The sequence below is a fragment of the Rhodococcus sp. IEGM 1351 genome, assembly GCF_030056875.1.
In the GTDB taxonomy this organism is placed as follows: domain Bacteria; phylum Actinomycetota; class Actinomycetes; order Mycobacteriales; family Mycobacteriaceae; genus Rhodococcus_F; species Rhodococcus_F opacus.
Genome location: NZ_JASHKU010000003.1, coordinates 272,212 through 289,498, shown reverse-complemented (window position 1 = coordinate 289,498; position 17,287 = coordinate 272,212). Strand labels below are relative to the sequence as shown.

General features: G+C 64.2%; 16 protein-coding genes and 1 pseudogene. 9 read left to right on the top strand and 8 right to left on the bottom strand.

All coding sequences use genetic code 11. The features are described from left to right. Positions 1-402 precede the first annotated feature (402 nt). Together QM806_RS07385 and QM806_RS07380 are read left to right on the top strand one after the other, a co-directional pair. Complete coding sequence (locus QM806_RS07385) at positions 403-999, top strand: TetR/AcrR family transcriptional regulator (RefSeq protein WP_169693391.1); 597 nt, start codon at positions 403-405, stop codon at positions 997-999. A 567-nt stretch (positions 1,000-1,566) separates the two neighbouring features. Further along, entirely contained in the window at positions 1,567-4,959 is a 3,393-nt protein-coding gene (locus QM806_RS07380) for a protein kinase domain-containing protein (protein ID WP_283290905.1), read from the top strand. On the opposite strand, the gene QM806_RS07375 is transcribed toward QM806_RS07380, so the two are convergent. Then, positions 4,892-5,413, bottom strand: coding sequence for an FAD-dependent oxidoreductase (locus QM806_RS07375; RefSeq protein ID WP_283290903.1), 522 nt, complete (start codon positions 5,411-5,413; stop codon positions 4,892-4,894). The two genes, QM806_RS07380 and QM806_RS07375, sit on opposite strands and share 68 nt — an antisense overlap. Then, positions 5,414-5,905 carry a carbonic anhydrase gene (locus tag QM806_RS07370; protein WP_169693394.1) on the bottom strand — a complete coding sequence of 164 codons (492 nt, stop codon included), beginning with the start codon at positions 5,903-5,905 and terminating at the stop codon, positions 5,414-5,416. 153 nt (positions 5,906-6,058) lie between these two features. On the opposite strand from QM806_RS07370, the gene QM806_RS07365 reads away from it, so the two are divergent. The 3 genes from QM806_RS07365 to istB all read left to right on the top strand — a co-directional run bounded on the left by QM806_RS07365 (position 6,059) and on the right by istB (position 10,146). Next, a complete protein-coding gene (locus tag QM806_RS07365) occupies positions 6,059-7,642 on the top strand; it encodes an ISL3 family transposase (RefSeq protein WP_283290900.1) in 1,584 nt (527 codons plus the stop codon). A 192-nt stretch (positions 7,643-7,834) separates the two neighbouring features. After that, entirely contained in the window at positions 7,835-9,340 is a 1,506-nt protein-coding gene (istA, locus tag QM806_RS07360) for an IS21 family transposase (protein WP_283290898.1), read from the top strand. Then, a complete protein-coding gene (istB, locus tag QM806_RS07355) occupies positions 9,337-10,146 on the top strand; it encodes an IS21-like element helper ATPase IstB (RefSeq protein WP_283290897.1) in 810 nt (269 codons plus the stop codon). The genes istA and istB overlap by 4 nt, the downstream gene beginning before the upstream one ends. A 32-nt stretch (positions 10,147-10,178) precedes the next feature. Here the strand turns inward: istB and QM806_RS41635 are convergent, their stop codons facing one another. The 4 genes from QM806_RS41635 to QM806_RS07340 form a co-directional block, all read right to left on the bottom strand. Further along, positions 10,179-10,301 carry a hypothetical protein gene (locus tag QM806_RS41635; RefSeq protein ID WP_368680918.1) on the bottom strand — a complete coding sequence of 41 codons (123 nt, stop codon included), beginning with the start codon at positions 10,299-10,301 and terminating at the stop codon, positions 10,179-10,181. A 139-nt stretch (positions 10,302-10,440) separates the two neighbouring features. Beyond that, the gene (locus QM806_RS07350) at positions 10,441-11,751 is read right to left on the bottom strand and encodes a replication-associated recombination protein A (protein WP_283290896.1); all 1,311 of its coding nucleotides are present in this window, start codon (positions 11,749-11,751) and stop codon (positions 10,441-10,443) included. 41 nt (positions 11,752-11,792) lie between these two features. Then, entirely contained in the window at positions 11,793-12,158 is a 366-nt protein-coding gene (locus QM806_RS07345; RefSeq protein WP_169693399.1) for an MmcQ/YjbR family DNA-binding protein, read from the bottom strand. Next, positions 12,155-12,544 carry an MmcQ/YjbR family DNA-binding protein gene (locus QM806_RS07340; protein WP_169693400.1) on the bottom strand — a complete coding sequence of 130 codons (390 nt, stop codon included), beginning with the start codon at positions 12,542-12,544 and terminating at the stop codon, positions 12,155-12,157. Before QM806_RS07340 ends, QM806_RS07345 begins: the two co-directional genes overlap by 4 nt. Before the next feature lie 84 nt (positions 12,545-12,628). Between QM806_RS07340 and QM806_RS07335 the strand changes: the two genes are divergently transcribed. From QM806_RS07335 to QM806_RS07320, 4 genes are all read left to right on the top strand, one after another. Next, positions 12,629-13,249: a TetR/AcrR family transcriptional regulator gene (locus QM806_RS07335; RefSeq protein WP_169693401.1), complete on the top strand. Its 621-nt coding sequence runs from the start codon at positions 12,629-12,631 to the stop codon at positions 13,247-13,249. Between the two features lie 10 nt (positions 13,250-13,259). Then, positions 13,260-13,718 carry a Cif family virulence factor gene (locus QM806_RS07330; RefSeq protein WP_212636116.1) on the top strand — a complete coding sequence of 153 codons (459 nt, stop codon included), beginning with the start codon at positions 13,260-13,262 and terminating at the stop codon, positions 13,716-13,718. 200 nt (positions 13,719-13,918) lie between these two features. Continuing rightward, positions 13,919-14,356 carry an alcohol dehydrogenase catalytic domain-containing protein gene (locus QM806_RS07325; RefSeq protein ID WP_212636117.1) on the top strand — a complete coding sequence of 146 codons (438 nt, stop codon included), beginning with the start codon at positions 13,919-13,921 and terminating at the stop codon, positions 14,354-14,356. Beyond that, positions 14,313-14,750, top strand: a complete 438-nt coding sequence (locus QM806_RS07320) for a zinc-binding dehydrogenase (protein ID WP_212636118.1) — start codon at positions 14,313-14,315, stop codon at positions 14,748-14,750. The genes QM806_RS07325 and QM806_RS07320 overlap by 44 nt, the downstream gene beginning before the upstream one ends. A 501-nt stretch (positions 14,751-15,251) precedes the next feature. Here the strand turns inward: QM806_RS07320 and QM806_RS07315 are convergent. Together QM806_RS07315 and QM806_RS07310 are read right to left on the bottom strand one after the other, a co-directional pair. Then, positions 15,252-15,662, bottom strand: a complete 411-nt coding sequence (locus QM806_RS07315) for a hypothetical protein (protein ID WP_169693402.1) — start codon at positions 15,660-15,662, stop codon at positions 15,252-15,254. A gap of 1,185 nt (positions 15,663-16,847) precedes the next feature. Beyond that, positions 16,848-17,219, bottom strand: a pseudogene (locus QM806_RS07310) (IS1380 family transposase); the annotation flags it as partial. Positions 17,220-17,287: the final 68 nt, after the last annotated feature.

The following is a 17,287-nucleotide window of genomic DNA, read 5'->3' as shown; positions in this document are numbered from 1 at the left end:
AGTACTTGCTGAGAAAGTGCATGGAGTCACGATCCTTCCACCGTGGAGCGTGCGGGCTCACGGCAAACTGAACAGTTCGCTGACAAGGACCGCACCTCGGGAAGACTTCTTGTTCCATGCCAAGGGCGTGACGAGAATCATGCAGACAAATGCTGGGGGGCGCAAGGCCTCGCGTGTTATCGGTATGAAAAATTCGTGCCACCTCAGGACCTGGGAGCGCACCCCTGCCTGCGTGCGCCTCTGCGCGTCCAGAACGCCCGGCCCCCAGGTCGAGCTCGACGGTCGCCGATCCACACTTGCGCCCATTGACCTATGCCGAGCAACATGGCAACATGTCGACGTGTCACTCATTATGGGGACCGCGCTAAACTTAGGGCACTGCAACAGAATCGGAGGCAACGAGTGAGTTACTCTGCGCCGTCGGACTTTGACCGCCTGGTCGCCGGAGATTCCGGACGTCTCGACGTCGGTGGGGTCCGCAGGCATCAGATCGTGATGGCCGTGCGCAAACTCATCGCGACTGAAGGGGCAGGTTCCGTCACCATCGCGCGCATCGCGGCAGTTATGGGCACCTCACGCGGAGTGGTGAACCATCACTTCAAGAACAAGGAGGAGATTCTGCGGGCCGCGCTGCAAAGCGCGGCCAAGGATGCCAGTGCCGCCACCGACCAGATCGTCGCGGAGTCAACGGATCTGGGCAGTATCACAGCGCTAGTGGTCCGTCTCGCATCGACAGCGAGCGACTGGTGGCACGTCTATATCGCCTTCTTGGCGGAGGCAACTCACGACGATTTCGCCAAGACGATGATTCAGGAATCCGACCGCAGCTTCCGCGCGAACCTTGGACAGACTCTTGGTGACGACGCACGAGCAGCAGTCGTGCTGGCCCTGATGAAGGGCCTGGCCCTTCAGCGCGTGGTCGACGCGACATTCGATACCGAGGGCGCCCTTACTGCAGCTTCTGAGCTACTCGCGCCGTGGCGAGGCGCGAATCCTTAGTGGACTGATTCATAAGTTCGTCGGGGTTGTTGCCAGGCGGTGGGGTCGGCGAGGTAGAGCCCGCAGGCGCAGTCGAGTCCGTCCTCAGGGCTGCCGGCGAAGTTTCCGTTGGGCAGGACCGAGTCCTGGTATTGCCGGTGCTGCCGAGGTAGATCGCGAACCCCCACACACTGGCGGATCCGACGTAGCGCAGTCGCTCAATGGCATCACTGTCCCGTCGGTCAGCACGCCGTCGACGGAGGCGAAGTTACCGCGGAAGCGGGTGTTGATCGTGGCCAGTTGCGGCCACCTGATCCGGGCCCGATCCAGCAGTTTCCAGCGCAGCGAGCTTTTCGTCGACTCCGGTGGTGTAGGCACGTCTCTGATGGTGCCCGATCCTGCTGACCTTCGTGGTCGGGGGCGCAACACTTCCCACTCCACGCTTTCGTCGGAGGGTTTCGTGACGGGTCGGATGCACCGTGAGGAATTGGGCGGGTCACGGGTCCTTACAGGTAGGGTCGATCTCACAGATTCATCGGAGTCAGTGCGCGCATACGGCACCCGAGGATCTAGTGAATTGAGTGGTCGATGATCGAACGCAACCACCCCCGCGCGACACGCGACGACCTATCCGGTGCGTTGGTCGCGGAGCTAAGGGCGGCCGGATTCGACGATCCGCACGAGATCGGTCATGGAGGCTTCGGTGTCGTTTTCCACTGCCGGCAACCGTCTCTCGAGCGCACGGTTGCGGTGAAAGTTCTGACGTCGAGTCTCGACCCGGACAACGTGCAGCGTTTCTGGAGGGAACAGCGGGCGATGGGTCGACTGTCCGGGCACCCAAACATAGTCGAAATCCTGCAAGTAGGTTCTACCGGTGACGGCTCGCCCTATATTGTGATGCCCTACCACCGGCGGGATTCCCTCGACGCACAGTTGCGCCGCAACGGGCCGATAGCCTGGCCGGATGCGCTGACGCTAGGTGTAAAGATGGCCGGAGCGCTCGAAACCGCACACCATCTCGATGTACTGCACCGCGATGTCAAACCTGCAAACATCCTCTTTACCGACTACGGGGAACCACAGTTGACCGACTTCGGCATCGCCCACATGGCCGGCGCGTTCGAAACAAGCGCAGGCATGGTCACTGGCTCGCCGGCATTCACCGCACCCGAAGTCCTCGTCGGCGACTCACCCACCTCCGCATCGGACGTCTACAGCCTCGGCGCAACCCTGTTCTGTGCCATCACCGGGCACGCCCCTTTCGAACGCCATGAGGGTGAGCAGGTCGTCGCCCAGTTCTTGCGGATTACCACACAGCCGGTACCCGACCTCAGCTCCAGCGAGGTCCCCCGCGACATCAGTGGGCTGATCGAACAGGCGATGGCACGGACCGTAGGTGCTCGTCCCGCCAGTGCGGCCGAGTTCGGCGAACAGCTTCGGGCGGCCCAGCGGCGACATCAGCGACCCGTCGACGACATGGCATTGCTCACGACCCGTACGAATGTCGATCCTCCAAGCGAAGAGCACACCCAGACCGGCCCTGCGGGAAGTGAGCCGACTGAGCTGTCCCCGGCCACGCCTGAACCCACCGCAACGACCTCGAACCTCGATTCGCGTATTTCAATGCCGGTCCGAGTGCGAGACAAGGAGGGAAACCTGCCCGTGGAGCTGACCAGTTTCGTCGGCCGCCGCCACGAGGTTGCAGGCGGGAAGAAGCTGCTCTCCTCGTCCCGGCTGGTGGCACTGACTGGGATCGGCGGCGTCGGCAAGACCCGCCTCGCCCTGCGCATCGCCACCGACTCGCGGCGAGCGTTCACCGACGGCGTCTGGCTGATCGAGCTCGGCGAACTCACCGACCCTGAGCTGGTGGCCAGCGCTGTCGCGACAGCCCTCGGACTCCGAGATCAATCGGCAACACCACCGTTGGTTCTGCTGACAAACTATCTCGTCCACAAACAGCTTTTGCTGGTCCTCGACAACTGCGAGCACCTGATCCGATCGGTGTCGACGCTGGCGGACACCGTGTTGCAGACCTGCGCGGAAGTTCGAATTCTTGCAACGAGCCGCGAACCACTCGCAATCACCGGTGAAACTGTGATGCGAGTACCGCCGATGACCGTTCCCGACCCATCGCGCGGGTCGGCGCTTCGCGGGCTGCCCAGCTACGAATCGGTGACATTATTTGTCGATCGGGCGGCTGCAGCCGTCCCCGGGTTCGAACTTACTGAGGACAATCAGGCTGCGGTGGCTCAGATCTGTGCACGCTTGGACGGTCTGCCCTTGCCGATCGAATTGGCCGCCTCCCGGCTCCGCGCCATGTCCGTGCAGCAGATTCTCGAGCGCTTGACCGATCGATACCGAATCCTGACCGGTGGCAGCCGCGCCGCACCCACCCGTCAGCAGACACTCCGGTTGTCTATCGACTGGAGTTACGAATTGTGCACTGCAGCGGAGCAGCAGCTGTGGGCCCGCCTCGCCGTATTCTCCCGCAGCTTCGAACTCGATGCTGCCGAAGCTATCTGCTCCGATGCCGACCTCCCTGAAGATCTGCTCGACCTCGTGGCATCGCTGGTCGACAAGTCGATACTGATCCGGGAGGAAGTCGGCGACGTGGTCCGATACCGGCTGCTGGACCTCCTGCACGACTACGCCCGGGAGAAACTGCAGTCCACGGACCAATATCCCGGCCTGATCGGGAGGTATCGGAACTGGTACGAGCAGTTGGTGCTGCGCGCAGAGGCCCACGCGAGCAGTCCGCAGCAGCTATCTTGGCTCAACCGCCTCGATCGAGAACAGCCGAACCTACGCGCCACTCTCCAGTTGTGCCTATCCGACGCAAATGACTTCGACACCGGCCTACGCATTGCGGGCGGGTTGTTCCCCTTCTGGCTCTGCCGTGGATACCTCCATGAAGGCCGACTGTGGCTTGACCGAGTCCTCGCCGCACACAACGGTGAACTCACACCAACACGAGCCAAAGCCCTCTACCTAAACAGTATTTTGGCGGGCGTCCAAGGCGATTCGTCTGAAGGATCGCGCCTGCTTGCCGAGGCTGACGCCATCTTCGCGCGAGATCCCTCAATGTCCGCGCTCAGGGAATTCGCCAGCGGCTGTCTGCCCCTCTACCGTGCCGAACCTGCACAGGCAGTACCCCATCTTCAATATGCCAGCCCCTCTGCACAGGACGATCCCGACCGCTTTTACCACGTCGGAAGCCTGCTAGGCCTCGGACTCGCCTTCATGCAGCTCGGCGATACAACGCAGGCGCTCGCCTGCCACGAAGAGATGCTTGCGCTCACGGAAAAGCACGGCGAGATGGTGTTCCGCGGACGGGCGGCGATGACCGGAGGCTGGGCCTGGTGGCGCGAGGGCGACCCCACGCGGGCTCGATCAGTCCTCGAACAGGGAATTCGACTTTCGAACCGCACGCACGACCCGGTCGGCATCGGCCGCAACATCCAGACCTTGGCATGGATTGAGGCCCACCAGAACCACGCCGACCGCGCCGCCGTCCTGCTGGGAGCCGCTGCTGGCATCTGGCGGGAGATTGGCCTCACCAACTACCTCGACCAGCTAATCGACCATCAGCAATGCGAAAAACAAACCCGCCACGCACTTGGTGGCCGCCAATTCGAAAAGGCGTTCCAGCACGGCGGTGCCATGAGCGTCAACGACGCCGTCGGCTACGCCCTCGGTCAACACTTTGACACCCCCGCATCCCACTCACCCGAAACCACCAGCCTGACCCGCCGTGAACGGCAGGTCGCCGATCTCGTCGCAAAAGGACTCACCAACAAGGCAATCGCCGATCAGCTGGTTATCTCCCGACGCACCGCACAGGGACACGTCGAACACATCCTCGCTAAGCTCGGATTCACCTCGCGAACCCAGATAGCCGCGTGGATCATCGAGACTAACAATCAGTCCGAAGACTTTGATAACAGTGCGCCGCCAGAAGGTGACTCTCCGGGTGCCGTATAGGGACGGATTGGAAGAGACGATCGAGAAACCCGGTAATACCGCCGTCGGCGCGGAGTCCGGGCTCGAACGTACTTTGCGGTGCGAGCACGAGCGGTCTGCCTCTCGCGCGTGTCCCCGGTCGGTGCCACGGGCCGACGCCGGGTTCGAGGATCGCTCCGTGATCGCGGGCCCACGCAAGCGTTTCCGCACAACCGTCCGCCCAGGCCCGCACCACATCTGACCGTGCCGTGTGGTCGGTGACTTGGAACACTTGGGCCGCCAGGGCGCTCGGATCGGTATTGGGATCGAGCTTGGCAGCATGCAGGACGCCCGAAGAGAGGGCGCTGTTGCTCCATCCCGGAATCCGGTCGCCGCGTTCGATCAACACGACCCGGGGCACCAATTCCTGCGCGCTGAGCGCCGCGGTCAGTCCGGTGATGCCGGCACCGACGACGACCATGTCGCTGAAGGGCATTTACTCCTCCTTGGTGAACAGCCCCGTCGTGACAATCACTTCTAGATCGTTGTCGCGTAGCCAGCGGGCATGTAGGTCGGTCAGGTGCTCATCGCGTTCACGGCGAGCGGCATCGCCGTCACCGAGCCGCAGGTCCTTTTCGGGCGTTTGCGGGCCTCGATGACGAAGGCGTGGCCGTCGGTGTGCAGCATGGGAAGAACTTGCCGCAGGTGTCGAGCAAGGCATCCATAAGAACGACGAGGATCGGATTGTCGGTGCTTGGGCCACCTTGCGGTAGAACTCGGTGAGCTCGTCGACGCGCTCGGTCCGGTGCTCCTCACCCGTCAACTCCTCGGCCCGGGCGATATCGCGGTCGAGTTCGTCGAGGTCGTCGGCGGTCAGCTTCGGGATCGCGGACGCCAGGACGTTCCCACAAATTGCGCGCATCGCCTCGGTGAGATTGTCCAGCGAGAAGTCCGCCAGCCGGAGGCCGGCGGTCAGGTGCGCAGCCATCGCCGCCGTGGTGGGGCGAGCGATGAACGCCCCACCGTTTGTCCGTGGCCATGAGAAAGGGATCTGGCGCACTTCTCGTGAAGGTGTTCGGCGTGTCGCCTCGGTGTGCTGACCTGCGGCGGGTGAAGATCGTCGGCGTGTGATTTCGAGGGCGTGCGGGCGTTGCTGCCTCACCTGATTGGTGTCGTTGTCGCGGGGGTTCGTCGGGTCGGTTCTACGATCCGTATCGCCGCAGAGCCGAAGGGCGACCGGGGACGGTGTCCGGGCTGTGATGGTGAGTCTGCTCGCGTGCATTCTCGGTACCGCCGACAGCTGGCCGACACCGCGATCGGTGGGCATCCGGTCATGATCGACCTTCGGGTGCGTCGATTCTTCTGTGACACCATTGATTGCACGGCAAAGACTTTCGCCGAGCAGGTACCGGGTCTGACCGAATCACGGTCACGACGCACGCCCGTCCTCGGCGCGATGGTCACAGCGATCGGATTGGCCGTGGCCGGGCGGGCCGGGGCCCGGCTTGCGACTCGCCTCGGGGTTGCTGTCGGCAGGGACACCCTGTTGCGGGCGGTCCGGGCCATGAGCGATCCGAAGGTCGGCGAGGTCAGCGTCCTGGGCATCGACGACTTCGCGATCCGCCGCGGTCACGTGTATGGCACCCTCGTGCTGGATATGGTCACCCGCAGGCCGATCGACCTGCTCGCCGACCGCACTTCGGACACCGTTGCCGACTGGCTGAAGGAGCATCCCGGCACCGAGGTGGTGTGCCGTGACCGCGCCGGCGCCTATGCCGAAGGCATCCGGATCGGTGCTCCGGACGCCGTCCAGGTGGCCGACCGCTGGCACCTGTGGCACAACCTGGCCGAGGCGGTGGAGAAGACCGTCACCCGTCACCGCGCCGACCTGCGTCTGCCCGATGAGGATGCCCATCAAGTCGGCGTCGTCACGGGTGGCATCGATGAGATCGTCCACGCCGCGAGCGAGCCGATCGATGGCCGGCTCGTCACCCGAACCCGCGAACGGCATACCGCTGTCCGGCAACTGGCCTCCCAGGGCATGTCGATTTCCGCGATTGGGCGGAAGCTCTCACTCGACCGCAGGACGGTACGGCGATTCGCCCGCGCCAGCGAGGTCGAGGAGCTGCTGACCAAGGCGGAGTGCCGCGCCAGCTTGCTCGACGAGTTCAAGCCCCACCTCCACGAACGCTTCAATGCCGGGTGCACCGATGCCGCCCGGCTCACTCGTGAGATCGCCCTGTTGGGCTACCGCGGCAGCGACAAGACTGTCCGCCGTTACCTGCAGCCGTTGCGGAGCGCTCTCAATCCGCTTTCATCAGGACCCGCTTCGCCGTCGGTCCGGCAGGCCACCGGCTGGCTGACCCGCCACCCGGATCGGCTCACCGCCGACGAACGCACTGGGCTCGATGCGCTGCTCGAACGCAGTCCCGCCCTGGCCACCACCCGAGAGCTGGTCCACGACTTCGCCGAGATCATGATCGAGCGGCGCGGGAGCGACCTCGGCGCCTGGATGACGGCCGTTGACACCAAAGGAGATCGGGCACTTCGGTCCTTCGTCACAGGTTTGCGCCGAGACCTCGACGCCGTCACCGCAGGGCTGACGTTGCCCTACAGCTCCGGGCCTGTTGAAGGACACATCAATCGCATCAAAATGCTTAAACGTCAGATGTACGGACGCGCAAACCTGGACCTGCTCCGCAAGCGCGTCATCCACACCGTATAGCTAAGGCCGACAACAGAATCACGAAAAGTGCGCCAGATCCTGAGAAAGTACCCACTGGTGGCCAGGTCGAGGTCCCCACTGGTGGCCAGATAAAAGTCCCCACCCCGTGTTCGTCGTGTCGATCAGGAACTTGTGGCCCGAGCGGTGACGGTGAAGGTGCCAACCACACACCGCACCACCCGGGGAGTTCCATTGAAGTCTGCGAGGGACCGTATGGACATCATTTCCGCCTACCGAGAAGTCGGGTCGTACCGGGGAGCCGCCGAGCTCTGCGGCACCACCCACAAGACCGTCAAACGAATCGTCGAGCAGTTCGAGGCCGGTGACACCCCGCGACCGCGAGCTGAACGCGCCCGCAACTACGACGCGGTGTCCGAACTCGTCACCCAACGCGTGGAGAAATCCCAGGGCCGCATCTCCGCGAAACGGTTGCTCCCGATCGCACGGACCGCCGGCTACGACGGGTCGGACCGCAACTTCCGCCGCCTCGTCTCGGATGCGAAAGCGCGGTGGCGCAACGAACATCATCGCGGACGCCGCCCCGCGGTGTGGACACCCGGCGAATACTTGGTCATCGACTGGGCTACCGTCGGCGGCCTGCACCTGTTCTGCGCTGTGTTGGCGTATTCGCGGTGGCGGTTCGCCGCCTTCGCCACCGACGAGCGTGCCACGACCACGCTGGCGTTGGTCGCCGAAGCGCTCGCCGCGATCGGTGGTGTCCCGGAGAAGGTGCTGGCGGACCGGATGGGCTGCATCAAGGGCGGGGTCGTGGCGAACGTGGTGATCCCCACCCCGGACTACGTCCGCTTCGCCAGCCACTACGGCTTCGCCCCCGACTTCTGCCACGTCAACGACCCGCAGTCGAAGGGCATCGTGGAGAACCTCGTCGGCTACGCCCAGCGTGACCTGGCCGTCTCGCTGTTCACCGAGGCCGCGGTCGCCGGCACCACGGTCGATGTCCATACCGCGAACGCCGCCGCCCGCACCTGGTGCGCCGAGGCCAACGCCCGGATGCACACTGAGATCTGCGCGATTCCTGATGAACGACTGCGCGACGAGCGGGAACTGTTGCACCCATTGCCGTCTCTGCGGTTGCAGATGGGGCCGCCGCCGGTGACCCGCAAAGTGGACCGGCTCTCGTGTGTGCGGTTCGCGTCCGCCCGGTACTCGGTCCCGACCCGGCTGATCGGGACCTCCGTGCGGCTGGTTCAGTCCGACGATGCCCTGGTGATCGTCGAACCGGCGACCGGACGGGTGGTCGCCGAACACGACCTCACCGCACCGGGAACCGCGTCGGTGCACGACGAGCACTACGACGGACCCCGCCCGGCCCCGAACCGGGCACCTAGGCCGAGAACGACTGTCGAGCAGCAATTCTGCGCTCTCGGTGCGAGCGCCGAAGCGTTCCTGGTCGGTGCCGCCGCGATCGGCAACACCCGCCTGGGACCCGAACTCGAGGTGCTGCTGGCACTGGGCGCCGCGCACGGCACCGAGGCGTTGGTGGCGGCGTTGACCCGGGCGGTGGCATTCCGACGATTCCGAGCGGCCGATGTTCGCTCGATCCTCGCTGCCGGTGCCGGAACTCCGCAACCCAGGCCGGCCGGGGATGCGTTGATTCTGGATCTTCCGACGGCACCGACCCGATCGCTCGACGACTATGCGATCGGCCCGCGCACGGACGGGAGCGCCGGCTCATGACCGAAACAGCGACCACCGCAGAAGGGCCGGTCACACCCGCTCCACCGCCCGCGGTTCCGGTGCTGGCGGCGGACCTCGATGCCGGGTTGCGCCGGCTCAAACTCGCCGCGATCCGTCGCACCGCACCCGAAGTCCTCCTGACCGCGAAGACACAGCGCTGGACCCCGGAAGAGGTGCTGCGAACCCTCGTCGAGGCGGAGATCGCCGCACGGGACGCCTCGAACATCGTGAACCGGCTCAAGGTCGCCGCGTTCCCGGTCCCGAAGACGTTGGAGTCGTTCGACGTCGCGGCGTCATCGATTCAGCCGAAGGTGTTCGACTACCTGACCAGCTTGGAATGGGTTCGAGCACAGTCGAATCTGATGATCATCGGACCAGCCGGCACGGGAAAGTCACACACCCTGATCGGGCTCGGGATCGCCGCGATTCACGCCGGGCACAAAGTCCGCTACTTCACCGCCACCGACCTGGTCGAGTCCCTCTACCGCGGACTCGCCGACAACACCGTCGGGAAGATCATCGACTCCCTGTTGCGGGTCGATCTGATCATCCTCGACGAAGTCGGGTTCGCCCCACTCGACGACACCGGCACCCAACTGCTGTTCCGGCTCGTCGCCGGCGCCTACGAACGCCGCTCACTGGCCATCGCCTCACACTGGCCGTTCGAGCAATGGGGCCGATTCCTACCCGAGCAGACCACCGCCGTCAGCATCCTCGACCGGCTCCTGCACCACGCCACCGTCGTCATCACCGACGGCGAGTCCTACCGGATGAAAGACGCCCAACACCGAAAGGAGCGCCCCTAAAACACCCCTGAACTACCGCACGGGGTGGGGACTCAGACTTGGCCACCAGCGGGGACTTCTACCTGGCCATTGACACCGTTGGTGCCCCGTCGGATGGTGATCACACCGCTGATTTCCAGCATGCGCAATGCCTCGCGGAGGGAGTTTCGGCTCACGGACAACTACGCGACCAGCGTGATCGTGGAGGCCCGCCGAACGGGGTACGAAGTGTTGTGGGCGGTCGGAAATGCGGAGCCCCGTGAGCTGCCGCAGTTGGACTTCCGCGGAGGGACGCCGTCGCGACGGTGTGCGTCGCTACCTCTCGGTGCTGCCGTGCTTCTGCTGACGGAGGCGTTCCCATCCGGCTGTTCGTTCAGCGATGAGCCGCTCGTACCCGTTGCCGGACGGTTGGTAGATGTGTTCGCGGTCCATTCCCTCGGGGAAATAATCCGCGCCCGAGAAGCCTCCTGGACTGTGGGGGTCATACTCGTAGCCTTCTCCGTAGCCGAGGTCCTTCATCAGCTTGGTAGGGGAGTTGAGGATGTGCGCCGGAGGCATGAGGGAGCCGGTCTGTTTCGCGAGCTTCCGTGCTGCGTTGAACCCGCGGTAGACCGCGATGGACTTGGACGCGGTTGCGAGGTAAACGACGGCCTGTGCGATCGCGAGCTCTCCTTCCGGGGAGCCGAGCCGCTCATACACATCCCACGCTGCCAGCGCCTGATGCACGGCCTGGGGATCTGCGATCGCGATGTCTTCGTTGGCGAATCGGACGAGGCGGCGGGCGATGTAGAGGGGGTCTTCGCCGCCGTCGAGCATCCGCGCCAACCAGTACAGCGCCGCGTCGGGGTCGGAGCCGCGCATCGATTTGTGTAGGGCGGAGATGAGGTTGTAGTGCCCCTCTTGAGACTTGTCGTAGATCGGGGCGCGTTGCTGAACCAGTTCGGCCAGGCCGGCGACGTCGAGCGTGCCGGCGACGGTCTGGAGCTGCTCGATGAGGTTGAGCAGGTAGCGGCCATCGCCGTCGGCCATCGCGATCAACGCCTGTCGAGCCGGCTCGTCAAGCGGCAGTGCTCTGCCGGTGGTCTCCTCGGCCCGTTCGGTCAGCGTGGTCAGCGCGGGTTCGTCGAGGCGTTTGAGGACGAACACCTGGCAGCGCGAGAGCAGTGCGGCGTTGAGCTCGAAGCTGGGGTTCTCGGTGGTCGCGCCGACCAGCACGATGGTGCCGCCCTCGACGTACGGTAGGAAGGAGTCCTGCTGGGCGCGGTTGAAGCGGTGGATCTCGTCGACGAACAGCAGGGTCCCCTGGCCGACCTCCCGCCGTTTGGCGGCTGCTTGAAAGATTTTGCGGAGCTCGGCGACGCCGGAGAAGGTCGCTGAGAGCGGTTCGAAGACGAGGTCGGTGCGCTCTGCGAGTAGGCGTGCGATGGTCGTCTTCCCGCAGCCGGGTGGCCCCCACAGCACCATGGAGACGAGACGATGCTCGGCGACCATCCGGCCGATCGGTGCGTCCGGACCGAGCAAATGCTCTTGTCCGACCACGTCGGCAAGGGTCTGCGGGCGCAACCGGTCGGCGAGCGGACGACCGACATCGTCAGGCTCGAACAGTGACGGCGGGTCCTGGCTCACGTTGTCGCCTCCTTCGTCATGACCGAGGTGCGGTGGTGGTGTTACTCCGGGCGGTCCTTGGCCGGGAGTTTCTCTTCGGTGAGTTCGTAGGAGCCGTGGACGAGGTCCTCGACGAGCGAGCGGGTGATGCCTTCGCCGGCTCTGACAGAGATCCAGTGGTCCTTGTGAAGGTAGTGGCCCCGGCTGATCGCATCGTGCTCGCGACGCAGCGCGTCCCCGTGGTGAGGGTCGACCTTGACGGTGATGATCTCCAGCTCCGGGTCGTCCTCGGTCACGATCAGGAACACTTTGCCCGCGACTTTCCACACCCGCAGGTGCTCGGTGAATGGGTACCCGCTGCTGGTGCCGGGCAACCTGCCGGCGACGTCCTGGGCCTTCTTCTGGATGTCTTTCCCGCTCAAGGTCATGGCTTCTCCTGCCCGAACGTGTGAGGGTCGACGGGCCGGTCCGCTCGTGGCAGGTTCTTCTCGACCACCAGCAGGTAGGACTCGGTCACCAGATCATCGATCAGCGGTGCGTCGAGCTTCCCGCCGGGGTGCAGGGTGATCCAGTGTTGCTTGTTCATGTGGTAGCCCGGCGTGATGTCGCCGTGCGCCTGTCGCAGCGCCGCGCTGTCGGCGGGCGCGGCCTTGAGGATCACGATCGGTTCGCCGGTGATGTCGGTCTGGAGCATGAAGACTTTGCCGCGGACCTTGAACACATCCCAGTCAGGGCCGAACGGATGAGTGAGTTCGGCACCCCGCAGTTCGTGCGTCCGATCGGCCGCACGCTGCTGCAACGACTTTCCATCCATCGTGGTCCCTCCTTCGGCTCAAGTACGTACTATAGTACGTACTGATGGGATGCTTCGTCAGACCGCGGATGGGGAGGTGATGCGATGCGCAAGGGAGTCGCGAACGATCCGCTACGGAAGGAGAAGATCGCGCAGGCGGCGCTGGATCTGCTGGACGAGGACGGGATGCGCGGCACGACGCACCGCACGATCGCCCAGCGAGCTGGCGTCCCTCTGGGATCTGTCACGTACCACTACGCCAGCCTCGACGACATCCTCGTCGCGGCGTTCGAGCTGATGGGCGAGCAGATGGACCCGCGCTACGGGCAGCCGATCCGTGCAGCCTCCTCGCAGGCGGAGGCCTGCGAGGTCCTCGTCGACGCGATCTGCGGGGAGCGTCGGGCGACCGACCGCGAAATGCGCTTGCATCGCGAGCTGTACGCCCTTGCGTCGCGGAACTCCCGGCTTCATGCTCTTGTCCGATCGTTCGAGGAGCGGGCGATCGCCGCGCTGACGACGCAGTTCCCCGAGCCTGCGGCCCGGGCCCTCGACGCTCTCGTCGAAGGGTGGTGGATCTACCAGTCGTGGAACCCGGGAAGGCCTGCGGCGGCTGACGTGCGCCGTTCTGTCAGGGGCCTGGTCGATGCATTCGAAGTAGGCGACCCCGACCATCATCCATCTCGAGACCGTACGACCAACAAGGTTCGACTATCGAACCCATCTTGAAAGGAACATCGTGGCCACCATTCCTGACTACGAAACGAACTACACTCCTGAGCAGAAGCAGCTTGCCGAACACCTCATCGGGTTGGAGAAGTCCGCCCTGGACAAGTGGTTCAACGGCGATGTGTCCGGGTACCGCGAACTGTGGTCGCGCAGGAGCTTCACCTACTTCGACGGCGCAAACCTGGAGCGGGTGGAGGACCACGAGAGCATCGATGGGTTCCTGGACGAGCTGGACGGGATGCTTCACGCTGATGCGTACGACCTGCGCAGCCCGCGCGTGCAGTTCGGCGACGACACAGCGTTGCTGACCTTCCAGCTGTACGCGGACACCAACCTCATTGACATGAAGTACAACTGCATCGAGCTCTACCAGAAGGAGGAAGATTCGCAGTGGCGCGTCATCCACTCCACATGGTCTTTCATTCGACCAATGGACATGGACTTCGGCTCAGCTGAAGAAATCGTCTGAGAGCATCGCCCGGCCCGATCCATGACAAGGACGATGTCCTCAGCAACAATCTGAAGCCGTTCAACGCCTGGGGAGGACAGCTACTTCGGAACGTCGATGACTCTCTCCCGCTCATACCGGGCGTCTCATACCCACCCGGCATGAGAGTGGAATACGGGGGAGAGCACAGCGACATCGGACAGAGAGAAGAGGGATAACGCATGGTCGACACGATGCAAGCCATACGGCTCACTGGCCCCGGCGGGTACGACGCGCTGACGATCTCAGAGGTACCCAAGCCTAGTCTTGAGCCTGGGTGGGTGCTTATCGGGGTGAAGGCATTCGGGGTGAACGAGTCCGAGGTAACCAGCCGGCGTGGCGAATCCGGCCCGGACTTCGCCTTCCCCAGAATCCTCGGGATTGAATGTGCAGGCGTCATTGACGCCGCCGCGCCCGAGAGCCGGTTCAGCCCCGGACAGCAGGTCGTCACGATGATGGGCGGCATGGGCCGCGCGATCGACGGCAGCTACGCCGAGTACGTGCTCGTGCGCGAGGAGAACGTCATCCCGTTCTCTTCCGAATCTGCCCTGGGAGACGATCGGTGCGCTGCCGGAGATGTTCCAGACCGCCTATGGGTCCCTGACCACCGGCCTTGTTGACGAAGGGGAGCTCGCGAAGCTGGTGTGGCGGGAGTATTCCGACGGTCTCAACGCAGCCCTCGAGCTGGTCGGACTCGACGTCCTTTCCGACACGATGCGCACGCTTCGCCGTGGCGGGACAGCATGCTTCACCGGTGCCCTCGATGGAGCGTGGAGCATCAAGGAGTTCTCTCCATTCTCGGTGACCCCCACCGGCGTTCGCCTGACGACCTACGCTGGCGAAGCCTCAGACCTCCCCGAGAACGCCTTCGCGACCCAGCTCGACGCGATCGCTGACGGCCGGATCACCCCCGCTATCGTTGCTGTCTACAGCGGACTCGGGCGCGTCGCCGACGCGCAGCGGGATCTTGAAATGAGTCACGTCCCCGGCAAACACGTCGTCGTCCTCGGCTGATGTATCGCGCACCGACGAACGCTCAGCATCTGACGGCACGCGCTTGATCCTGGGCTCTGCAGGCACTTCGGCCTCTCCGAGGCCTCTGCGGCCACGATCCGTGCCGCGCACACCGTCCACCTGTCACCGCCGCGTAGAGCGAGTACTCGCTGTGGACTTGGGATCTCGGAGTCGATCAACCTCGCCGACCACGGCGCGCAGATCCCCGAGGCCTGACCCGGCAGGTTACCGATCACCACCTTCCAACTCACTGGCCGCGACAAGTCGGCTGGACAATCCTCTGGGACAACATCATCGACTACGAACCGCAACAAGTAGCCTGACCCCCGACATCCCGGCCACACGGCCACGACCCAGGAACACCGAACGTGGATAAGCTGATAACCCGGTCAGCAGATCAGCCACGCCCCGAACACCGTCGCCCATCGGCATCACCAAATAGATCGACCCAAAAATCACCGAGATCACCGATCCACGGATTGAGGCTAAGGGCGTTTAAGATCACGGCACCCAGAACACTCCAGTCCCGGCGATGATCTCGTGCCCGATGGTCATCGATGCGGTCACCGGTCCTATACCCGTGAATACACTTGCGGACTCGTTGTACGGGACCTTCAGTACTCCAGCGGCCCCAGTCGCTAGGTTTCTCCAGTGCATCCAGTAAGTGCCGTTGCTATTGGGTGAGGTGACCGGGAAGGTGACGGTGCCGGGTCTCTCACCTGTTATTACCGTCGGAGTCCTGACACAGTAGTAGAGGGGCGGGCACCCCACAAAGAGGCCGGTGCTCCAGACGAGCGGAATCTGAAAGCTGTTCACAGTGGGCGCTGCTGACGCCGTGCTTGGCGAGATAGCTAACGGAGTAGCCACAAGGGTGGCGACAGCGAGTGCTTTAACGAGCGTGGACTTGAGCATGGTGCGAGCCTTTCGTTCACTGAAATGACTACTCAGACCCGCCCCCGACGCAGAGTACTGAGATCAACGGTAACTGCTACCTCCTGGTCTCGTGCGGCGTTTGGAACTGGCCAAGTTCGTCCCAGTCCCGGAATTCCGGCTCTCCGTGGCTGAGCCACCGGACGTATCCCAAACCACGGACATGGCGGGCTCAGTGGCCGATGCGGTCCGCAAGCAGATCCGCCGGTACTGGCTGGTGTCGGAGCACCGGTCAGCCTTTGCGGACACCGCTCGACACACCCAGGGCGATTCCGACCAGGCAACCACGCAAGGTCTCACGACCACGACCACGCTTGGCCGCGGTGGTCGCATGCAGCTCACGGGGACGGACCTGGGTCCGTTCGAGCGTCATCCCCGGGCGCGGTATCGGCCACTCCTCGTGAAAACGCGCTGAGGTGCGGTTTCGGTGGAGACGGTGCGGGAAGCGGAATTTCAGTTTCCGCACCGTCTCCGATGCTCGGCCGGACTTGGCAACGCGCTCCGTCGCATCCGGGTCACTGCCAGTCGGATTGAGTAGCCCGTATGAAGACGCGACTCGTGACGCTCTGCGCTCACCAGAACGCTCGGCAGCGATTACCGCGGTTCGCCTGTTGTGCGCGAATGTGCACGCAGGAAGCGGACTCAGGTGTGATTGGAGGCGCCTCGTTCGCGTGATTACCGGCCGGTCAGTTCGTGGGTGACCCAGGCTGGCACGGTTGCTCGCCATAGGTGAACACCCCTCCACGACCGGGGTGTTCACCCATTAGGCCGCGTTGTGTTCACCCATTGGGCCCGCGATCGGACTCGGCCCCCACTATCTGCGAATTCGACCCTTTTGCGTCCGTTTCGAACGGATCTCCGGCCGGTCTGCGACCCGTTCGGCGCGGTGGGAGCCGTATCTCCGGAGAATCGGTGCCTGATAGTGGTTCATTTTCGGTGGGTGGTCGAGGTCGGTCACCGGGATCCGTGGATTCCGGTGCCGGGGCGGGGTAGCTATCTGCCGGGAGGGGTGGTAGACGACGATTCTGTGTGGCCCTTGTTGGCTCGATTGATGCGAGGCCGCCGGCGCGGGGTGCGCTTGGGCGCCGCTTCTCCGAGGTACCGAGTCCACGGATCGGGAATCCCGCGCCGGGCGTGCCAGTCGTGCAGGCTGAGAATGTTCAGTGGGGCCAAGCCACACATGAAGCGGGTGGCTACGGCGTCGAGTTGGCGGACGTGCCCGAAGGTGAAGGACCGCAGGAACGAGCCCAGCGTCGACGGGGCATACGGGCGGTCGAAGACCGTGGGCATGGCTCCGTGCCGCAGCACTGCCGGGTCGTCGATACTGTCGGCGCCCGCGACCATTCCGGCCACCAGTGCGAACACCTTCTGGCCCGCATGCGCGCCCTTGTCGGTCGGCATCGACACATGCTTCGTCGCCAAGGCTTCCAAGCCGCACCGGTGTGCCAACCCGAGCGCCGGAACCAGCCCCGCCGACGAGAGGAGGTTGCGGTCATCGCACGCCGCGGCCTTCACCGGGCGGGTATGGGATAGGTGCACCCTAGAGATTCCCTTCGTGTCGATCGAACTGGTTCTGTGCGGAGCCCAATTCTTCTAGCGCGCAAGGG